The organism is Streptomyces sp. NPDC006739, assembly GCF_042869815.1.
Classification (GTDB): Bacteria; Actinomycetota; Actinomycetes; order Streptomycetales; family Streptomycetaceae; genus Streptomyces.
In genome coordinates, this window is the sequence record NZ_JBIAGM010000012.1 from 211,301 (window position 1) to 228,789 (window position 17,489).

17 protein-coding genes and 1 riboswitch are annotated in these 17,489 nt (G+C 72.5%); of the genes, 14 read left to right on the forward strand and 3 right to left on the reverse strand.

The features are described 5' to 3' along the window. The first annotated feature begins 73 nt into the window (after positions 1-73). Positions 74-1,789: a flavin monoamine oxidase family protein gene (locus ACFYMM_RS24395; RefSeq protein WP_388389939.1), complete on the forward strand. Its 1,716-nt coding sequence runs from the start codon at positions 74-76 to the stop codon at positions 1,787-1,789. Positions 1,790-1,804: 15 nt separating this feature from the next. On the opposite strand, the gene ACFYMM_RS24400 is transcribed toward ACFYMM_RS24395, so the two are convergent. Next, the gene (locus tag ACFYMM_RS24400; RefSeq protein WP_388389941.1) at positions 1,805-2,734 is read right to left on the reverse strand and encodes an LLM class F420-dependent oxidoreductase; all 930 of its coding nucleotides are present in this window, start codon (positions 2,732-2,734) and stop codon (positions 1,805-1,807) included. A gap of 97 nt (positions 2,735-2,831) precedes the next feature. Continuing rightward, positions 2,832-3,518: a DUF5995 family protein gene (locus ACFYMM_RS24405; protein ID WP_388389942.1), complete on the reverse strand. Its 687-nt coding sequence runs from the start codon at positions 3,516-3,518 to the stop codon at positions 2,832-2,834. A gap of 173 nt (positions 3,519-3,691) precedes the next feature. Here ACFYMM_RS24405 and ACFYMM_RS24410 point away from each other — a divergent pair, with 173 nt between their 5' ends. From ACFYMM_RS24410 to ACFYMM_RS24420, 3 genes are all read left to right on the forward strand, one after another. Beyond that, on the forward strand, positions 3,692-4,828 hold the full coding sequence (locus tag ACFYMM_RS24410) for a glycoside hydrolase family 6 protein (protein ID WP_388390086.1): 1,137 nt from the start codon (positions 3,692-3,694) through the stop codon (positions 4,826-4,828). Positions 4,829-4,910: 82 nt separating this feature from the next. Continuing rightward, positions 4,911-6,176: an alginate lyase family protein gene (locus ACFYMM_RS24415; protein ID WP_388389944.1), complete on the forward strand. Its 1,266-nt coding sequence runs from the start codon at positions 4,911-4,913 to the stop codon at positions 6,174-6,176. 137 nt (positions 6,177-6,313) lie between these two features. Next, positions 6,314-6,772 carry an acyl-CoA thioesterase gene (locus ACFYMM_RS24420; protein WP_388389946.1) on the forward strand — a complete coding sequence of 153 codons (459 nt, stop codon included), beginning with the start codon at positions 6,314-6,316 and terminating at the stop codon, positions 6,770-6,772. Here the strand turns inward: ACFYMM_RS24420 and ACFYMM_RS24425 are convergent. Beyond that, on the reverse strand, positions 6,732-7,946 hold the full coding sequence (locus tag ACFYMM_RS24425) for an MFS transporter (protein WP_388389948.1): 1,215 nt from the start codon (positions 7,944-7,946) through the stop codon (positions 6,732-6,734). The two genes, ACFYMM_RS24420 and ACFYMM_RS24425, sit on opposite strands and share 41 nt — an antisense overlap. Positions 7,947-8,053: 107 nt before the next feature. Between ACFYMM_RS24425 and ACFYMM_RS24430 the strand changes: the two genes are divergently transcribed. From ACFYMM_RS24430 to ACFYMM_RS24475, 10 genes are all read left to right on the forward strand, one after another. Continuing rightward, positions 8,054-9,292 carry an ROK family transcriptional regulator gene (locus ACFYMM_RS24430; protein ID WP_388389950.1) on the forward strand — a complete coding sequence of 413 codons (1,239 nt, stop codon included), beginning with the start codon at positions 8,054-8,056 and terminating at the stop codon, positions 9,290-9,292. A gap of 322 nt (positions 9,293-9,614) precedes the next feature. Then, positions 9,615-9,745, forward strand: a riboswitch (FMN riboswitch). 155 nt (positions 9,746-9,900) lie between these two features. Beyond that, positions 9,901-10,506 (forward strand): riboflavin synthase, encoded by a 606-nt coding sequence (locus tag ACFYMM_RS24435; protein ID WP_388389952.1) that lies wholly within the window; start codon positions 9,901-9,903, stop codon positions 10,504-10,506. Continuing rightward, positions 10,503-11,147 carry a nicotinamide riboside transporter PnuC gene (locus ACFYMM_RS24440; RefSeq protein WP_388389954.1) on the forward strand — a complete coding sequence of 215 codons (645 nt, stop codon included), beginning with the start codon at positions 10,503-10,505 and terminating at the stop codon, positions 11,145-11,147. Before ACFYMM_RS24435 ends, ACFYMM_RS24440 begins: the two co-directional genes overlap by 4 nt. Continuing rightward, complete coding sequence (locus tag ACFYMM_RS24445) at positions 11,144-12,448, forward strand: bifunctional 3,4-dihydroxy-2-butanone-4-phosphate synthase/GTP cyclohydrolase II (protein ID WP_388389956.1); 1,305 nt, start codon at positions 11,144-11,146, stop codon at positions 12,446-12,448. The genes ACFYMM_RS24440 and ACFYMM_RS24445 overlap by 4 nt, the downstream gene beginning before the upstream one ends. Before the next feature lie 25 nt (positions 12,449-12,473). Next, on the forward strand, positions 12,474-12,959 hold the full coding sequence (ribH, locus tag ACFYMM_RS24450) for a 6,7-dimethyl-8-ribityllumazine synthase (protein WP_388389959.1): 486 nt from the start codon (positions 12,474-12,476) through the stop codon (positions 12,957-12,959). A 34-nt stretch (positions 12,960-12,993) separates the two neighbouring features. After that, complete coding sequence (locus tag ACFYMM_RS24455) at positions 12,994-13,266, forward strand: phosphoribosyl-ATP diphosphatase (RefSeq protein ID WP_059248197.1); 273 nt, start codon at positions 12,994-12,996, stop codon at positions 13,264-13,266. A 45-nt stretch (positions 13,267-13,311) separates the two neighbouring features. Further along, positions 13,312-14,169 (forward strand): ATP phosphoribosyltransferase, encoded by an 858-nt coding sequence (hisG, locus tag ACFYMM_RS24460; RefSeq protein WP_388389961.1) that lies wholly within the window; start codon positions 13,312-13,314, stop codon positions 14,167-14,169. 14 nt (positions 14,170-14,183) lie between these two features. Continuing rightward, positions 14,184-14,666: a PH domain-containing protein gene (locus ACFYMM_RS24465; RefSeq protein WP_388389963.1), complete on the forward strand. Its 483-nt coding sequence runs from the start codon at positions 14,184-14,186 to the stop codon at positions 14,664-14,666. A gap of 223 nt (positions 14,667-14,889) precedes the next feature. Continuing rightward, positions 14,890-16,224, forward strand: a complete 1,335-nt coding sequence (locus tag ACFYMM_RS24470) for a hemolysin family protein (RefSeq protein WP_388389965.1) — start codon at positions 14,890-14,892, stop codon at positions 16,222-16,224. Further along, on the forward strand, positions 16,221-17,306 hold the full coding sequence (locus tag ACFYMM_RS24475) for a hemolysin family protein (protein WP_388389967.1): 1,086 nt from the start codon (positions 16,221-16,223) through the stop codon (positions 17,304-17,306). Before ACFYMM_RS24470 ends, ACFYMM_RS24475 begins: the two co-directional genes overlap by 4 nt. Positions 17,307-17,489: the final 183 nt, after the last annotated feature.

Here is a 17,489-nt window from a genome sequence, read left to right on the forward strand (position 1 = left end):
GGCTTCCCCAGAGCTTCCCCCAGAGCTTCCCAGAGCTTCCCCCGAGTTCTTTCGCGCAAGGAGTCCGTACCCCATGACGTCCACGGTGCCCAACGCCGTCGAGCACGCCGACGACCAGCAGCCGCCGATCACCATGTTCGGTCCGGACTTCCCCTACGCCTACGACGACTTCCTCGCCCACCCGGCGGGCCTCGGCCAGATACCGGCGACCGAGCACGGCACTGAGGTCGCGGTCATCGGCGGCGGCCTGTCCGGGATCGTCGCCGCGTACGAGCTGATGAAGATGGGCCTCAAGCCGGTCGTGTACGAGGCCGACCGGATCGGCGGCCGGCTGCGCACCGTCGGCTTCGAAGGCACCGGCACGGAGGGGCTGACGGCGGAGATGGGCGCCATGCGCTTCCCGCCCTCCTCCACGGCCCTCCAGCACTACATCGACCTGGTCGGCCTGCGGACCCGTCCCTTCCCCAACCCGCTGGCGGAGGCGACCCCCTCCACCGTCGTCGACCTCAAGGGCGAGTCGCACTACGCCGAGACGATCGACGACCTGCCGCAGGTCTACCGTGACGTGGCCGAAGCCTGGAACAAGTGCCTCGACGAGGGCGCCGACTTCTCCGACATGAACCGCGCCATGCGCGAGCGCGACGTCCCGCGCATCCGGGAGATCTGGGCCAGGCTGGTCGAGAAGCTCGACAACCAGACCTTCTACGGCTTCCTCTGCGACTCCGAGGCCTTCCGGTCCTTCCGGCACCGGGAGATCTTCGGCCAGGTCGGCTTCGGCACCGGCGGCTGGGACACCGACTTCCCCAACTCCATCCTGGAGATCCTGCGCGTCGTCTACACCGAGGCCGACGACCACCACCGCGGCATCGTCGGCGGCTCCCAGCAACTGCCGCTGCGCCTGTGGGAGCGTGAGCCGGAGAAGATCCTCCACTGGGCCCACGGCACCTCGCTGGCGAAGCTTCACGACGACGGCGCGCCCCGCCCGGCCGTGACCCGGCTGCACCGCACGGCGAACAACCGGATCACCGTGACCGACGCGAACGGCGACATCCGCACCTACCGGGCGGCGATCTTCACCGCGCAGTCCTGGATGCTGCTGTCGAAGATCGCCTGCGACGACTCGCTCTTCCCGATCGACCACTGGACGGCGATCGAGCGCACCCACTACATGGAGTCCTCGAAGCTCTTCGTCCCCGTCGACCGGCCCTTCTGGCTCGACAAGGCCGTCGACGACAGGGGAAACCCGACCGGCCGGGACGTCATGTCGATGACGCTCACCGACCGCATGACGCGCGGCACCTACCTCCTCGACGACGGCCCGGACAGGCCCGCCGTCATCTGCCTGTCCTACACCTGGTGCGACGACAGCCTGAAGTGGCTGCCGCTGTCCGCGAACGAGCGGATGGAGGTCATGCTGAAGTCGCTCGGCGAGATCTACCCGAAGGTCGACATCAGGAAGCATGTCATCGGCAACCCGGTGACCGTCTCCTGGGAGAACGAGCCCTACTTCATGGGCGCGTTCAAGGCCAACCTGCCCGGCCACTACCGCTACCAGCGGCGCCTGTTCACCCACTTCATGCAGGACCGGCTGCCCGAGGACAAGCGGGGCATCTTCCTGGCCGGCGACGACATCTCCTGGACGGCCGGCTGGGCCGAGGGCGCCGTCCAGACCGCGCTGAACGCGGTCTGGGGCGTCATGCACCACTTCGGCGGGCAGACCGACGCGTCCAACCCGGGACCGGGTGACGTGTACGACGAGATCGCGCCGGTCGAACTGCCCGAGGACTGAACCCCCGCCGGGCCGTCACACTCCGGCGGCCCGGGCCTTCTCGTACACCTCCGCGGCGACGTCCTGGAGTTCCCGGCCGTCGCGCGGTGTGGTCTGGAGGTCGACGAGGATCTCCTCCAGGCCGATCGCCGCGTGGGTGACCAGGTCCTCCACGATCTGGTCGGGGCTGCCCTGGAAGGGGGCGCGGTCCGGTGCGTCGTACGGCTTCGCCGTGTGGACGGCGTTCACCCTGAGGACCGTCTCGATCGGCTCCTTGCGTCCCCGCTCCGCCGCCAGGTCCTGCACCCGCTGCCACTGCGTGGCCAGCTGCTCGACGCCCGTGCCCACCGGCAGCCAGCCGTCGGCGTGGTCGACGAGCCGGGTCAGCGCCTTCTTGTTGCTCGCGGCCAGCAGGATCGGGATCGGCCGGGCGGGTTTGGGGCCGACCACCGCGGACTCGATCTTCGTGAGACGGCCGTCGTAGCGCACCGGGTCCGGCCCCCACACCGCGCGGCACACCTCGATGATCTCGTCGAGCACCTTGCCGCGCTCGGCGATCGGGCGCACCCCGGAGGCCGCGTACTCGTCCAGCGACCAGCCCGTGCCGAAGCCCGCGACCACCCGGCCGCCGCTCGCCGCGTCCAGCGAGGCGAAGGCCTTGGCCAGCTGGAACGGCTGGTGCAGCGGGGCCACGAGCACGCTGGAGCCGAGCCGGACCCGCTCGGTGACGGCCGCCGCCAGGGCGAGCGTGACCAGCGGGTCCGCCACCCCCCGGTAGGCGTCCGGCCAGGGCAGGCCCTCGATGCCGTAGAGCCCCTGGCCGGCGGGTTCGGGGTACAGCGCCCGCTCGTACACCCACAGGCTGTCGTATCCGATCCGCTCGGCCGCCCGTGCCACGTCGGGCACGTCCCTGCCGATGTCGTACTGCCGGTTCTGCGGAAGACTGAGTCCGAGCCGGGTCGCCATGTGCCGAATGCTCCTTCGCGGTCGGTTGTCTGTTCACTTACAGCGGTGGCGGGGGAGTTCCGCCGGGGCGAGCCGGGGACGGCCGGATCGGGCGGCCTCAGTCGGTGAGCGGGGTGAGCAGGATCCGGCCCGCGAAGCCGACGGCCGCGTCCAGGCGGTCGGCGAACTCCTCGGCGACGTCGTCGAGCCGGCGCAGCGCCCACAGCGCCCGCGCCGTGGACCAGGCCGCGTCCCGGGCCCGCTCCAGACTCCAGGAACCGAGCAGATGGGTGAGCGGGTCGGCGATCTGGAGCAGGTCGGGGCCCGGCATCAGATCCTCGCGGATGCGTTCCTCCAGCGCCCCGAGGAGATCGCCCACGCGGTCGAACTCGTCCTCCAGATCGGCCGGTTCGCAGCCGAGCGTACGACAGGTGTCCACCACGGCGAGCGCCAGGTCGTGGCCGATGTGCGCGTTGATGCCCGCCAGCGCGAACTGCAGCGGCCGTACGCCGGGATGGCGGCGCAGCTGGAACAGGGGCCGCCAGCAGGCGGGCGGCCGGCGGTCCTCGGCGGCCGCGTCGACGGCGGTCAGATACCGCTCGGCGAACCGCACGTCCAGCGCGCTCGCCGCCCGTGGATCGGGGAACCCACCGGCGTCCAGCCGCCGGCCGACCTCCTCGGTGACGGTCAGGTAGACGCGGTTGAACACGGCGACCCCGTCCCGCTCGGGCAGCGCCGCGTCCAGGGCCCGCAGCCGCGAGACGACGGCGTCGACCGGGGTGCTGAGGTGTTCCAACTGCGCCATGGGGGAAGGGTCCCAGCCCCGGGCCGACGGGAGTGCCGACCGGCCCGGCGCTTCCCCGGAACGGGGGAACGCCGGGCGGGGGACGAGGGGGGAACAGCACCGTGTCAGGCTTGCGTTCCCGGCGCCTGGCCGCGCGACGGGCCGAGCGCAGGCGGGCCGCCCGGCGCGCCGTGATGGTGGCGGCGGCCTCGGTGGTGGTCGCCGTCGGCACGGTGGCCGGGATGATCTCGGCGCTCGACGGCCGACCCGGCGCGTCCCGCCCACCGACGAGCCAGGCGCTGCCGCCGTCCGCGTCCGCGGCCGTCACCCCGTCCCCCGGGACGTGGCGGGAGCCGGGCCCCGGCGCCGATCCCTCGCCGCCCCGGCCCCGGCCCCGGCCCCGGACACGGACGCCGATGCCGATGCCGACGCGGCGGCCGCGGCAGCCACCCGCCGTGTCCCCGCTCCTCTACCGCCACCCCGGCTCCCAGGTGCTCGACTGGGTCCGCGCCCATCCCGACGATCCCCGCGCCGCCGTCATCTCCGCCCGTATCGCGGACCAGCCGGCCGCGGTGTGGTTCGCCGACCCCGACCCGGCGGCCATCGCCGCCCGGGTGCGCGCGGTCACCTCGGCGGCGGCCGCGCGGGGCCGCGTCCCCGTGCTCGTGCCGTACGCCGTCCCGGACCGCGACTGCGGCGGCGCCTCCCGGGGCGGGGCGCCCGACCTGGTGGCGTACGACGCCTGGATCGACGCCTTCGCCCAGGGGCTGGGCTCCGGTGAGGTGATCGTCGTACTGGAGCCGGACTCGATCGCCCAGTCCGGCTGCCTTCCGCCGGCCGAGCGGTCCGCCCGCTTCGCCTCGCTGGCCCGCGCGGGCCGGGTGCTGAAGGCGGCGGACGCCCACGCGCGGGTGTACTACGACGCGGGCCACTCCGGCTGGAACCCGGCCGCCCGGCAGGCGGCCCTGCTGGCGCGGGCGGGCGCCGCCTCGGCCGCCTCGTCCGACGGCGTGTTCAGCAACGTCTCCAACTTCCGCGCCACGGCCGACGAGATCGCCTACGACCGCCGGGTCCTCGACGTCCTCGGCGCCTTCGGCGGCCCCGCGAGCCTCGGCGCCGTGATCGACACCAGCCGCAACGGCAACGGCGCGCCGCCCGACGGTCAGTGGTGCGACCCGGCGGGCCGCAGGATCGGCCGGCCCCCGACCCTCAGCACCGGGCAGGCGCGGATCGACGCCTACCTGTGGGTGAAGCTGCCGGGGGAGTCGGACGGCTGCGCGGGCGCCGCAGGGACGTTCACGCCGTCGTACGCCTACGACCTCGCGCGCTGACCATTGCCAGGGAAACGAGGTGGTTCTACGCTCACACGGTCTTACTCATGAACTGCGTTCACATGGATGATCGGAGTGCTCTGTGAGTGGAAGACCCCGACTGACCGTGCTCCTGGCCGCCGCGGCGACCTTCGCCGCCGTACTCGTCCCCTCCGCCGCCGCGCACGCGGCGCCCAGGGTCCCGCACACGGCCGTCCTCGACGGCGCCCGTCTCCAGCAGATCCGTCTCCGCCTGGACCGTGGAGATCCTCAACTGGCCCGGGAAATGGGCGAGTTGAAGACCCGCGCCGACGCCTGGCTGGGCCAGGGCCCCTGGACGGTGGTCGACAAGCCGAAGCCCGCACCCGGCGGCGACGTGCACGACTACCTGAGCCAGGCCCCCTACTGGTGGCCCACCACCACCCCGACCGCCGACAACCCCTGGGGCTGTCCCTACGTCCAGCGGGACGGACAGCGCAATCCCGAGGTGGACAGCGGCACCGACCGCCAGGACGCCGAGAAGGTCTTCGACTCCTCCTACGACCTCGCGCTCGCCTGGTACTACACGGGCCGGCCGCAATACGCCGAGAAGGCCGGACAGGTCCTGCGGACCTGGTTCCTCGACCCGGCCACGCGGATGAACCCCGAGCTGAACCACGCCCAGTTCATCCCCTGCAAGTACGACGGGCGGGCCATCGGCATCATCGACTTCTCCCAGTCGTACACCAGCGTCGTCGACGCGCTGGCGATCCTCGGTACCGGGGCACCCGGCTGGCAGGCGGCCGACCGCGCCGGCATGGACCGGTGGAACTCCGACTTCCTCGGCTGGCTGGAGAACAGCGAGTTCGGCAAGGAGGAGGGCGCGGCCGCCAACAACCACGGCACCTTCTACGACATGCAGCTCGCCGCCCTCGCCTACGCGACCGGCGACACCGCCCTGGCCCGGCGCACCGTCCTGGACGCGCGCGCGAAGCGGATCGACCCGCAGATCGCGGGCGACGGCGGTCAGCCGCAGGAGCTGGCCCGGACCAGGAGCTGGCACTACTCGACCTTCGACCTGGTCGCCTACACCCGGCTCGCCGCCATCGGCCGCCACGTCGGGGTGGACCTCTGGTCCTACCGGGGGCCGGACGGCCAGAGCCTGTTCAAGGCGGTGGACTATCTGCTGCCCGCCGCGACCGGCGCCGGCGCCTGGCCGCATCCGGAGCTGGAGTTCCACCGCTACGCGGCGAGCGACGTGGTGCACGCGGCGGCGGACGCCGGGGACGTGGCGGCGCGGCAGGCCGGGGCGCGGCTGGAGGCCCCGCCCGGCGGCGACCTGTGGGCGCTGCGGCCGGCCGCCGAGCAGCTGGACTCCATCGCGGGCTGACCGGCGCTGTCCGGCGAGGCCCCGGCAGGTCCGGGCCTCGCCGGGGCCCTGCCGGCACTCCCGACCGGGGCTCCTGAGCGGTCGCTTAGTATGAGGTGTCCCCGCCACCTCGCCCATGCCGCCCAGGAGCCCCTCCCGTGACCGTCGAAGCCCCGACCGCCCCCGCCCTGTCGTACGGCCGGCTCGTCCCCGTCACCGTCCACTTCGACGACCTCGACGCGCTCGGCATGCTGCACAACGCCCGCTACCCGCTGATGGTCGAGCGCGCCTGGACCGACCTGTGGAGCGGACACGGCGTCCGCTTCGACGGCGACTGGGCGGCCGCCGGTGACGCCTGCAACGTGGTCAAGGAGCTGCGGATCAGCTACGACGCCCCGGTCACCCGCCCCGGCGACTACGCCGTCCACCTCTGGCTGGAACGGCTCGGCACCACCGGCCTGACCTACGGCTTCCGCTTCTGCTCGGCCGACGGGGCGGTCACCTACGGCCAGGGCACCCGGGTCCTGGTCCGGCTGGACCCGGCGACACTGCGTCCCGCGCCGTGGAGCGAGGCCTTCAGGGCCGTGGGCCGGGAACTGCTGCGGCCGGCCGGCTGACGTCGGCGCGGGCGCCGCGCCCACCGCCCCGCAGCACGCTCGCGAACGCCATGATCCCGCAGGCCAGCACGGTCACCAAGCAGAACGACACCATCAGACTGGTCGCCTGGGCCACCCCGCCGATCAGACCGGGCGCGATCAGCCCGGAGGTGTAGGTGATCGTCGCCACGCCCGCGATGGCCTGGCTGGGGTTGGGGCCGCTGTGCCCGGCCGCCGCGAAGCACAGCGGTACGACGACGGCGATGCCGAGGCCCATCAGCGCGAACCCGGTCATCGCCACCGCCGGCTGCCCGGCGAGGACGATCAGCAGCCCGCCGAACACCGCGAGGAGACCGCTCGCCCGGACGGTACGCACCGTGCCGAAGCGGTTGACCAGCATGTCCCCGGCGAGCCGGGCCACGGCCATGGTCAGCATGAAACCCGTCGTCGACGCCGCCGCGAGCCCGGCCGAGCTGTCCAGCCGGTCGCGCAGGAACACCGCGGACCAGTCGAGGCTGGCCCCCTCCGCGAACACCGCGCAGAACCCGACCGCCCCGATCAACAGCGCCGACCTGGGCGGCAGGGCGAACCGCGGCGGCGGCTCCTCGTCCTCGGCGGGCTGCAGGTCCAGCACCCGGCCGGAGAAGAACACACCGAGCAGGGTGAGCGTGGCGGCGGCCAGCGCGAAGTGCACCCGGGCGTCGGCGCCGAGGTGCGCGGCGAGCGTGCCGCCGGCCGAGCCGGTCAGCGCGCCCGCGCTCCACATGCCGTGCAGCCCGGACATGATCGACCTGCCGAGCAGCCGCTCGACCTCGACGCCCAGCGCGTTCATGGCCACGTCCGCCATGCCGGCGGTCGCGCCGTAGGTGAACATCGCCAGGCACAGCGTGTACAGGTTGGGCGCCAGCGAGGGCAGGACCAGCGACAGCGTCCACAGCGCGATCAGTGCCCGCAGGGCCGTACGGCTGCCGAAGCGGTGGCTGATCCGGCCCGCCAGCGGCATCGCGCAGGAGGCGCCGAAGGCCGTGAACGCCAGCGCGAAGCCCAACTGGCCGGTGCTCAGCGAGGCGTGCTCCCGGATCCACGGGACGCGGGTCGCGAACGAGCCGGTGACGGCGCCGTGCACGGCGAACACGGCCGCCACGGCGAACCGGGCGCGCCGGACCTCGTTCCGGTCGTACCCCGCCTCACTCATGCTCCGGGCCCCTTCCGTCGAATGACGCGTAAACTATCAGGGACCCTGCCTGATAGATAGGGCGTTTATGGCCGCCCGCCGAGCGGTCGTCTGGGAGGATTCCGGTCATGCCCGCATCACCCAGCACCGCCCGGGCCATCAACGACCGGCTCGCCCTGCGGCTGTTGCAGCACGAGGGACCCTTGACGGCCGGGCAGTTGAAGCAGCTGACGGGACTGTCCCGGCCCACGGTCGCCGACCTCGTCGAACGGCTCACCGCGTCCGGACTGATCACGGTGGTCGGCGAATCCGGGGAGCAGCGCCGGGGGCCCAACGCCCGGCTGTACGGCATCGTCGCCGAGCGGGCCCACCTGGCCGCGCTGGACGTGCGCACCGAGGGCGTCGCCGTGCTGGTGTCCGACCTGCTCGGGCAGGTCCTCGCCGAGGCGTCCGTGCCGATCGACGGGGACACCGGGACCGGGCCCGCGGTGGAGCAGGCGGTGGCCGCCGTGGAGCGGGCCGTGAAGGAGGCCGGGGCCGAGCGCCTGCACACCGTCGGCATCGGGGCGCCGGGCCTCATCGACCCGGCCACCGGCGAACTCCGCGCCTCCATCGGCCTGCCCGTCTGGCACCGGCGCCTGGTCGCGGCGCTGCAGGAGCGGCTGCCCGAGGCCCGGGTCACGGTCGAGAACGAGACCAACCTGGCCGCCCTGGCCGAACAGCGCGAGGGCGTCGCGCGGGACCGGGACACCTTCGTCCTGCTCTGGCTGGGCCACGGCACCGGCGCCGCCGTCGTCCTGGACGGCACCCTCCGCCGCGGAGCCTCCGGCGGCACGGGCGAGATCGGCTTCCTGCCGGTGCCGGGGACGGGGGCCCTGCCCTCGGCGACCGACTGCGAAGGCGGCTTCCACTCACTGGCGGGGGCGACCGCGATCGCCGAACTGGCTGGGCGGTTCGGCCTCGCGGCACCGACCGAACCGGACGGACCGGGCGCGGCGACGCTGGTGCGCGAGGCCGTGACGGCCGTGACGGCCGTGCGGGACGCGCCGCGGGAGCGGGCGGGGGCCGGGCCCGGGGCGGCGGCCGCCGCCCGTTTCCTCGACGCCCTCGCCGACCGCGTCGCCGTCGGGGTCGCCTCCGCGGTCGCCCTCCTGGACCCGGGGTGCGTGGTCCTCGGCGGGGAGGTCGGGCAGGCCGGGGGAGCGGTACTCGCCGAACGGGTCGAGGAGCGGATCCGCCGCATCTCGCCCCTGCCCACCGAGGTCCGGGCCGGCGGCCTCGGCGGGGCGGCCGTACTGCGCGGGGCTCTGCTGACCGCACGCGAGCGCGCCCAGGACGAACTGTTCGGGCCGCCCGTCAGGCCCTGACGGTCCGGCGGGGCCATGCGGTCCGGAGGCCCTGACGACCTGGCTGATCCTGCCGGTGCGGCAACCCTGACGGTCCTCCAGATCCTGTCGGTCCAGGAGGCCCTGACGGCCCGGGAGATCCTGACGTCCGGGAGACCCGGCGGCGGGCAAGGGCCGTCGTCACCACCGCCGGGCCCGTCCACGGGACCCCGAAAGGACTAGACCAAAGAGTGTCGTGTTCAGGGCGGGTTGAGAAGTCCAGTGACGGCGCTTGTGAGCCAACCCACATCCGTCCCCCGCATGGACGCCGAAGGGGCGTGGCACACTGGCCCTGTACCAGAAGCAGCGCACTCCGGGGTCGGTGAAAGTCCGAACCGGCGGTTACAGTCCGCGACCCGGTCGCTTCCAGCGGCCGGTTGACCAGGTGAAATTCCTGGACCGACGGTTAAAGTCCGGATGGGAGGCAGTGCGCGGCGGGCCGTCACTCCTGTGTGCGCGCCGCCGTATCTGGGCTCGTCCCCACCGGACGGGTCCCTTTTCGGCGTCGTCCCCGGTGTGTCAACCCGCTCATTCTGTCGTCATCGACAGGCCCCGGAGTCCGTGCCCCAAGAGGCAGGAGGACCCGGGAAGTGTTCACCGGAATCGTCGAAGAGCTGGGTGAGGTCACCGCCGTCGAGGAACTCGGCGACGCCTCCCGCTTCCGGCTTCGTGGCCCCGTCGTCACCGAGGGCGCGCAGCACGGCGACTCCATCGCCGTGAACGGAGTCTGTCTCACCGTCGTCGACCACGAGGGCGACGAGTTCACCGCCGACGTCATGGCGGAGACCCTGGACCGCTCCAGCCTCGGTGTCCTCACCGTCGGCTCCCGCGTCAACCTCGAACGCCCCACCGCCGTGGGCGCGCGCCTCGGCGGCCACATCGTGCAGGGACACGTCGACGGCACCGGCGAGGTGCTGGAGCGCAGGCCCTCCGACAACTGGGAGATCATCAAGATCTCGCTCCCCGCCGGCCTCGCCCGCTACGTCGTCGAGAAGGGCTCCATCACGGTCGACGGCATCAGCCTCACCGTCGTCGACGCGGGCTCCGACCACTTCACCGTCAGCCTCATCCCCACCACCCTCGCCCTCACCACGCTCGGCCACAAGCAGCCCGGCGACCCGGTCAACCTCGAGGTGGACGTCATCGCCAAGTACGTCGAGCGGCTGCTCGCGGCCGGTCAGGGGGCCGACCGGTGAACTGGCTCAACTCCGAGGCGTTCGTCCTGTTCGGCCAGCACATCAAGTGGTCGGACATGATCGGCAACATCATCGGCCTGCTCGGTCTGGCCTTCGGCTGGCGCCGCTCCCTGTGGACCTGGCCCACCCAGTTCCTCTCCGGCCTCATCCTCTTCGCCGCCTTCGCCACCGCCCACCTCTCCGGCAGCGCGGGCAAGCAGATCGTCGTCATGGTCGTCGCCGGCTACGGCTGGTGGCAGTGGAACCGCGGCAGGGCCCAGGGCGGCGACGGCCACATCACCGTGCGCTTCGCCACCTGGCGCGAGCGCGGCGCCCTGATCGGCGCCGCCGCCGTCGGCACCGTCGCCGTGGCCCTTCTCTTCAAGGCCTACCCGTCCCTGTCCTGGGACCCCTGGCCGGACGCCTACATATTCGTCGGCACCATTGTCGCCATGTACGCCCAGGCGCGCGGCATGGTCGAGTTCTGGTTCGCCTGGCTGCTCGTCGACCTGGTCGGCGTGCCCCTCAACTTCGCCAACGGCTTCGCCTTCTCCGGCTTCGTCTACGTCATCTACGGCGCACTCGTCCTGTGGGGCATGCGCGACTGGTGGCTGCGCTCCCGCAAGGCGTCGCGGCCCGTCCTGGAAGGAGCGCCGGCATGACGGCGGCACCGATTCTCCACCGCACGGATCCGAACCGCACGGACGACATCGAGGACTGGTCGCTCGACCCCGTCGAGCAGGCCATCGCGGACATCGCGGCCGGCCGCCCCATCGTGGTCGTCGACGACGAGGACCGCGAGAACGAGGGCGACCTGGTCGTCGCGGCCGAGAAGGTCACGCCCGAGATCGTGGCCTTCATGATGAGCGAGTGCCGCGGTCTGATCTGCGCCCCCATGGAAGGCGAGGAACTGGACCGGCTGCGACTGCCGCAGATGGTCGACGACAACACCGAGTCCATGACGACCGCCTTCACGGTCTCCGTGGACGCCTCCGGCGCGCACGGCGTGACCACCGGCATCTCCGCCGCCGACCGCGCCACCACCCTCCAGCTCCTCGCGAGCGGCACCGCCGGGGCCGGCGACTTCGTCCGCCCCGGCCACATCTTCCCGCTGCGCGCCAGGCCCGGCGGCGTCCTGACCCGCAACGGCCACACCGAGGCCGCCGTCGACCTCGCCCGCCTCGCGGGCCTGCGCCCGGCCGGCGCCATCGTGGAGATCGCCGGCGAGGACGGCCGCATGCTCCGCCTGCCCGAACTGATCCCGTTCGCCCGCAAGCACGGCCTGACGATCATCTCCATCGAGGACCTGATCGCCTACCGCCGCGGCGCCGAGCCGACCGTCCGCCGCGAGGCCGAGACCCGTCTGCCCACCGTGCACGGCACCTTCACGGCCTACGGCTACCGCTCCGCCGTCGACGGCGTCGAGCACGTCGCCCTCGTCCACGGCGAGATCGGCGACGGCGAGGACGTCCTGGTCCGCGTCCACTCCGAATGCCTCACCGGCGACGTCTTCGCCTCCCTGCGCTGCGACTGCGGCCCCCAGCTCGACAGGGCCCTGGAGCGCATCCAGGCCGAGGGCCGGGGAGTCGTCGTCTACCTGCGCGGCCACGAGGGACGCGGCATCGGCCTGCTGTCCAAACTGCGGGCGTACGAGCTGCAGGAACAGGGACGCGACACCCTCGACGCCAACCTCGAACTCGGCCTGCCCGCCGACGCCCGGGACTACGGCGCGGGCGCGCGGATCCTCGCCGACCTCGGCGTCCGAGGCGTCCGCCTGATGACCAACAACCCCGACAAGGCCGACGCCCTGCTGCGCCACGGCCTCAAGGTCACCGGACGCGAGCCGATGCCGGTGCAGGCGGGCGAGCACAACCTCCGCTACCTGCGCACCAAGCGGGACCGGATGGGGCACGACCTGCCCTGGCTGGACACCGCCCCCCTGACCACCTGCAGCAACCAGTAATCGCACCCCTAGGAGACGAGAGAACGTGAGCGGCAAGGGCGCACCGGAGCTGTCCGTACGCAACGTCGGAGACCTGCGGGTCGCCGTCATCGCGGCGCAGTGGCACGAAAAGGTGATGGACGGCCTGGTGAACGGCGCCCTGCGCGCCCTGCACGACCTCGGCATCGACGAGCCGACCCTGCTCCGGGTCCCCGGCAGCTGGGAACTCCCGGTGGTCGCCAAGGTCCTCGCCGGCCGCGGCTACGACGCGATCGTCGCCCTCGGCGTCGTCATCCGCGGCGGCACCCCGCACTTCGAGTACGTGTGCCAGGGCGTCACCCAGGGCCTCACCCAGGTCTCCGTCGACACCGGCGTCCCCGTCGGCTTCGGTCTGCTCACCTGCGACACCGAGGAGCAGGCGCTGGACCGGGCCGGAATCGAAGGCTCGGGCGAGGACAAGGGACACGAGGCGGTCACCGCGGCGGTGGCGACCGCGGCCACCCTCCGCTCAGTATCCGAACCCTGGCACTGACGGAACCGGTCTGTGGCATAGGCTGAGCGTCACCATGTCCAAGAAGACGTTCGAGCAGCTCTTCACCGAGCTGCAGCACAAGGCCGCCCACGGCGATCCCGCCACCTCCCGCACCGCAGAGCTGGTCGGCAAGGGCGTCCATGCCATCGGCAAGAAGGTCGTCGAGGAGGCCGCCGAGGTGTGGATGGCCGCCGAGTACGAGGGCAAGGAGGCGGCCGCGGAGGAGATCTCGCAGCTGCTCTACCACGTCCAGGTGATGATGGTCGCCCGCGGGATCTCCCTGGACGACGTCTACGCCCACCTGTAATCCAGTTCACCCGCCCCACCCCTTCGCACAAAGGAAGCCGACCACATGCTGCGCATCGCCGTCCCCAACAAGGGTTCCCTGTCCGGCCCTGCGGCGGAGATGCTGCATGAGGCCGGCTACCAGCAGCGCCGCGAGTCCAAGGAACTGCGGATCGTCGACCCGGGCAACGAGGTCGAGTTCTTCTACCTCCGCCCCCGCGACATCGCGATCTACGTCTCCTCCGGCCGCCTCGACATCGGCATCACCGGCCGCGACCTGCTGATCGACTCGGGCGCCGACGCCGAGGTGATCCTCCCGCTCGGCTTCGCCCGCTCCACCTTCCGCTTCGCCGCCAAGCCGGGCACCGCGACCGGAGTCGAGGACCTCAAGGGCAAGACGGTCGCCACCTCCTACGAGGGGATCGTCGAGGGGCACCTCGCCGAGCACGGCATCGACGCCTCCGTCGTCCACCTCGACGGCGCCGTGGAGACCGCGATCGAACTGGGCGTCGCCGAGGTCATCGCGGACGTCGTCGAGACCGGCACCAGCCTGCGCAACGCCGGCCTGGAGGTCTTCGGCGAGCCCATCATGAAGTCCGAGGCCGTCGTCATCCGGCGCACCGGCGCCGACGGCGACGAGGCCGCCGAGCCGAAGGTCCAGCAGTTCCTGCGCCGCCTCCAGGGCGTCCTGGTCGCCCGGACGTACGTGATGATGGACTACGACTGCCGGGTCGAGCAGCTGGAGAAGGCCGTAGCCCTCACCCCCGGCCTGGAGTCCCCGACCGTCTCCCCGCTGCACAACGAGGGCTGGGTCGCCGTCCGCGCCATGGTCCCGGCCAGGGAGGCCCAGCGGATCATGGACGACCTCTACGAGATCGGCGCCCGGGCCATCCTGACCACGGCCATTCACGCCTGCCGCCTCTGAGGGACCGCACGGCCATGCCCGCCCCGACCCCGGTGCCTGATCCCACCCCCGTGCCCGACCTGCCCGTCACCTTCCGCCCCGGCCTCACCCGCGCGATCCTGCTCACCGCCGGCGTCGCGATCTTCCTGGTGATCTCCGCGGTCGCGCTGCTGCTGGAACAGCTCGGGCCGGGGGAGCGGCTCAGCTTCATCGTCACCGGGGCCCTCGTCTTCTGGGTGCTCGCCCGGCTGGCCCGGGTGAGGGTGGTCGCCGACGACACGGGTGTCACCGTGGTGAACATCGCCGGCGAACGGCGGCTGGCCTGGGCGGAGATCCTCCGGGTGAACCTCCGCCCGGGTGACCCGTGGGTGTTCCTCGACCTCAGCGACGGCACCAGCCTGCCCGCGCTCGGCATCCAGCCGGGCATCGCCCGAGCGCGTGCCGTCGCCGACGCGCGGGCCCTGCGCACCCTGGTGGAGCACCGCGCGGCCCGCGACCCCGAGCGGGATCAGGGCTGATTCCGGGCCGACTCGGGGCGGACTCGGGGACCTCCACCCTGCCGCACCGGGCCGTGTCTTGATTAATCTGGTGGCGGAGGTGTTCTCGTTGCGCCTCCACCCCTGTCGTGCCGGCCGGTGCACAGGGGTTCCTGCTACCCGAGGAGTGACCCTCTCCGGCGATGGACGGATCGTCCTGTAGTACCTGCGCCGCCCCCTCCCGTGTCGTGGAGGCGGCGGCATCATGAGCACCCCCTTGCTGCTCCTCGGAGCGGCATTCCTGCTGATTCTCGCCAACGGCTTCTTCGTGGCGGCCGAGTTCGGCCTGGTGACCGTCGAGCGCCCGGACGCCGAGAAGGCCGCCGCCGAGGGCGACAGACGCGCCGGCACGGTCGTCGAATCCCTCAAGGAGCTGTCCTTCCAGCTCTCCGGCACCCAGCTCGGCATCACCATCACCTCCCTCGTCGTCGGCATGCTCGCCGAACCGGCCCTGGACCGGCTGCTGCGCGGCCCCTTCGCCGCCACCGGCATCCCCGACGGCGCCGTGTCCGGCGTCGCCGTGGTCGTCGGCATGCTGCTCGCCTCGGCGATCCAGATGGTGATCGGCGAACTCGTGCCCAAGAACTGGGCGGTCTCCAAGCCGTTGCAGGTCGCGCGCTTCGTCGCCGGCCCCCAGCACCGCTTCGCCCGTCTGTTCCGCCCGGTGATCGCCACCCTCAACACGGTGGCCAACCGGCTGGTACGGGCCCTGGGCGTCGAGCCCGCCGAGGAGCTGGCCTCCGCCCGCACCCCCGACGAACTGGTCTCCCTGGCCCGGCACTCCGCCCGGGCCGGCGCCCTGGAACAGGACACCGCCGACCTCTTCGTGCGCACCCTGTCCCTCGGCGACCTGACCGCACAGCACGTGATGACCCCGAGGGTGAAGGTCAGCGCGCTCCAGTCGTCGGCGACGGCCGAGGATGTGGTCAACCTCACCCGCGCCACCGGCCTGTCCCGGTTCCCCGTCTACCGGGACAAGATCGACGAGATCGTCGGCATGGCCCACCTCAAGGACGCCCTCGCGGTCCCGGTCGGCGACCGGCTGCGCACCCCGGTGGGCCGCATCGCCCGCAGGGCGCTCCTGGTTCCCGAGACCCTGCCGGTCCAGCCCCTGCTGACGCGGCTGCGCAGCGAACAGCCCATCGCGGTCGTCGTCGACGAGTACGGCGGCACGGCGGGTGTGGTCACGCTCGAGGACATCGTCGAGGAACTCGTCGGCGAGGTCCGCGACGAGCACGACGGCCGGGAGGTGCCCGAGCTGGCCTCCGCGCCGCCCGAGGACGGCCGCCCCGCCTGGGACGTGGACGGCAGCTGCCGCGTCGACATCCTCCAGCGCATAGGCCTCGACGTGCCCGAGGGCCCCTACGAGACCATCGCCGGCCTGGTCGCCGACCTGCTCGGCCGTATCCCGGCCCCCGGGGACCGGGCCGAACTGCCCGGCTGGCGGTTGTCGGTCCGCCAGGTCGGCCACTACCGCGCCGAGCGGGTCCGCCTGGTGCGGACGGCCCCCGTGGTGAACATCATGGAGGCAGCGCGATGAGCGTCCTCCAACTGGCCCTCGCCACCCTGCTGGTGCTGGCCAACGGCTTCTTCGTCGGTGCCGAGTTCGCGCTCGTCTCCGTGCGCCGCAGCCAGATCGAACCGCTCGGCACGGCCCGGGCCCGGCAGGTCCTGTACGGCCTGGAGCGGCTGCCGCAGATGATGGCGGCCGCCCAGTTCGGCATCACCGTCTGCTCGCTGACCCTGGGAGCGGTCGCCGAGCCCACGGTGGCCCACCTGCTGGAACCGCTGTTCGCGGCGGTCCGGCTGCCCGACGGCGTGATCCATCCGCTGGGCTATGTGATCGCCCTGGCGGCGGTGGTCTTCTTCCACCTCGTCATCGGCGAGATGGTCCCGAAGAACCTCGCGATGGCGGCACCGGAGAAGGCCGCGCTGTGGCTGAGCCCGGGACTGGTCGCCTTCGCCCGCCTGTGCAGGCCGATCACCGTGGCGCTCGGCGCCTGCGCCCAGGGCATCCTGCGGCTCTTCCGCGTGGAGCCCAAGGACGAGGTCGAGGCGGTCTTCACCAGCGAGCAGCTCAACCGCCTCGTGGAGGACTCCGGCCAGGCCGGTCTGCTCGACCCCGAGGAGCAGGAGCGCCTGGAGGACGCGCTGGAGCTGGGCTCGCGCCCGGTCACGGACGTGCTCCTGCCCCGTGAGTCCCTCGTCACCGTGCCTCCGTCGGTCACCCCGGGGCAGATCGTCGAGCTGACGGCCCGCACCGGCTACTCCCGCTTCCCGGTCGCGGCGGACAGCGGCGCCTTCATGGGCTACCTGCACGTGAAGGACGTACTCGACCTGGAGGACTCGAAACGGGCGGTGCCCCAGCACATCTGGCGCCCGATGGCGACCCTGCGGGCCGAGCTGCCGCTCGACGACGCGCTCACCGTGATGCGGCGCGCGGCCACCCATCTGGCCCAGGTGGCGGACGCGTCCGGCAAGATCCTCGGCCTGGTCGCCCTGGAGGACGTACTGGAACTCCTGGTGGGCGAGGTACGGGATCCGGCGCACCGCAGGGCACCGGAGGCGACCGTCACCGAGCCACGGGCAAGCGACGAACCTGAGGAGGCGATGGCCACCTAGTGCTGTGACCGGAAAGGTTTGCCGAGAAGCTCGCGGCGTCCGGTGCTGGGGGGCACCTCCCACGCCGTTCAGGCAGTGGGGGAACACATCGCAAGGCGGAGCGTCGCCCGCGTACTGGATGTACTCGGGTGATGCGACAACGCGGCGTGGGGGTACCCCCGGCCGAAGGCTGGGGGAGTGCCG

Excerpts from the sequence above, each read along its gene's own strand:
- hisG (WP_388389961.1), top strand. The coding sequence starts at position 13,312 with ATGCTGCGCATCGCCGTCCCCAACAAGGGTTCCCTGTCCGGCCCTGCG.
- ACFYMM_RS24475 (WP_388389967.1), top strand. The coding sequence starts at position 16,221 with ATGAGCGTCCTCCAACTGGCCCTCGCCACCCTGCTGGTGCTGGCCAAC.
- ACFYMM_RS24400 (WP_388389941.1), bottom strand. The coding sequence starts at position 2,734 with ATGGCGACCCGGCTCGGACTCAGTCTTCCGCAGAACCGGCAGTACGAC.
- ACFYMM_RS24470 (WP_388389965.1), top strand. The coding sequence starts at position 14,890 with ATGAGCACCCCCTTGCTGCTCCTCGGAGCGGCATTCCTGCTGATTCTC.
- ACFYMM_RS24430 (WP_388389950.1), top strand. The coding sequence starts at position 8,054 with ATGCCCGCATCACCCAGCACCGCCCGGGCCATCAACGACCGGCTCGCC.
- ACFYMM_RS24405 (WP_388389942.1), bottom strand. The coding sequence starts at position 3,518 with ATGGCGCAGTTGGAACACCTCAGCACCCCGGTCGACGCCGTCGTCTCG.
- ACFYMM_RS24455 (WP_059248197.1), top strand. The coding sequence starts at position 12,994 with ATGTCCAAGAAGACGTTCGAGCAGCTCTTCACCGAGCTGCAGCACAAG.
- ACFYMM_RS24445 (WP_388389956.1), top strand. The coding sequence starts at position 11,144 with ATGACGGCGGCACCGATTCTCCACCGCACGGATCCGAACCGCACGGAC.
- ACFYMM_RS24410 (WP_388390086.1), top strand. The coding sequence starts at position 3,692 with ATGGTGGCGGCGGCCTCGGTGGTGGTCGCCGTCGGCACGGTGGCCGGG.
- ACFYMM_RS24395 (WP_388389939.1), top strand. The coding sequence starts at position 74 with ATGACGTCCACGGTGCCCAACGCCGTCGAGCACGCCGACGACCAGCAG.
- ACFYMM_RS24425 (WP_388389948.1), bottom strand. The coding sequence starts at position 7,946 with ATGAGTGAGGCGGGGTACGACCGGAACGAGGTCCGGCGCGCCCGGTTC.
- ACFYMM_RS24465 (WP_388389963.1), top strand. The coding sequence starts at position 14,184 with ATGCCCGCCCCGACCCCGGTGCCTGATCCCACCCCCGTGCCCGACCTG.